A 375-nucleotide genomic window follows, 5' to 3' on the forward strand; every position below is an offset into this window, starting at 1 on the left:
GGTTAGGCCATCTTACGAGTGTCAAAAAAGGGAAACCAGCCATAGCTTAAGCTGAAACAAATTTTAATCCAACGATCGAAGCGATAAGGGTAAAGAGGAAGAACAACCGCCAAAAATGCACTGGTTCCTTAAAAAGGAAGATCCCGATCAATACTGTTCCGCAAGCGCCAATTCCCGTCCACACGGCATAGGCAGTTCCAATAGGTAAACTTTGAGTCGCCTTGTATAGCAGAGACATACTTATGGAGAGACAAACAAAAAATCCAACCATCCACCAAAAAGCGATACTTCCCGAGGTTTCTTTAGCTTTTCCAAGGCAGGTGGCAAAACCTACTTCAAATAATCCTGCGATGATGAGATAGAGCCAATTCATTT

Annotated in this window: 1 protein-coding gene; it reads right to left on the reverse strand. The window is 42.9% G+C overall.

What is annotated here, in order from left to right; genetic code table 11:
- Positions 1-46 precede the first annotated feature (46 nt).
- On the reverse strand, positions 47-373 hold the full coding sequence (locus HC176_RS17485) for a DMT family transporter (RefSeq protein ID WP_167920276.1): 327 nt from the start codon (positions 371-373) through the stop codon (positions 47-49).
- Positions 374-375: the final 2 nt, after the last annotated feature.

Source organism: Tamlana crocina, from assembly GCF_012037625.1.

Coding starts and splice junctions, on each gene's coding strand:
- HC176_RS17485 (WP_167920276.1), bottom strand. CDS start 373: ATGAATTGGCTCTATCTCATCATCGCAGGATTATTTGAAGTAGGTTTT.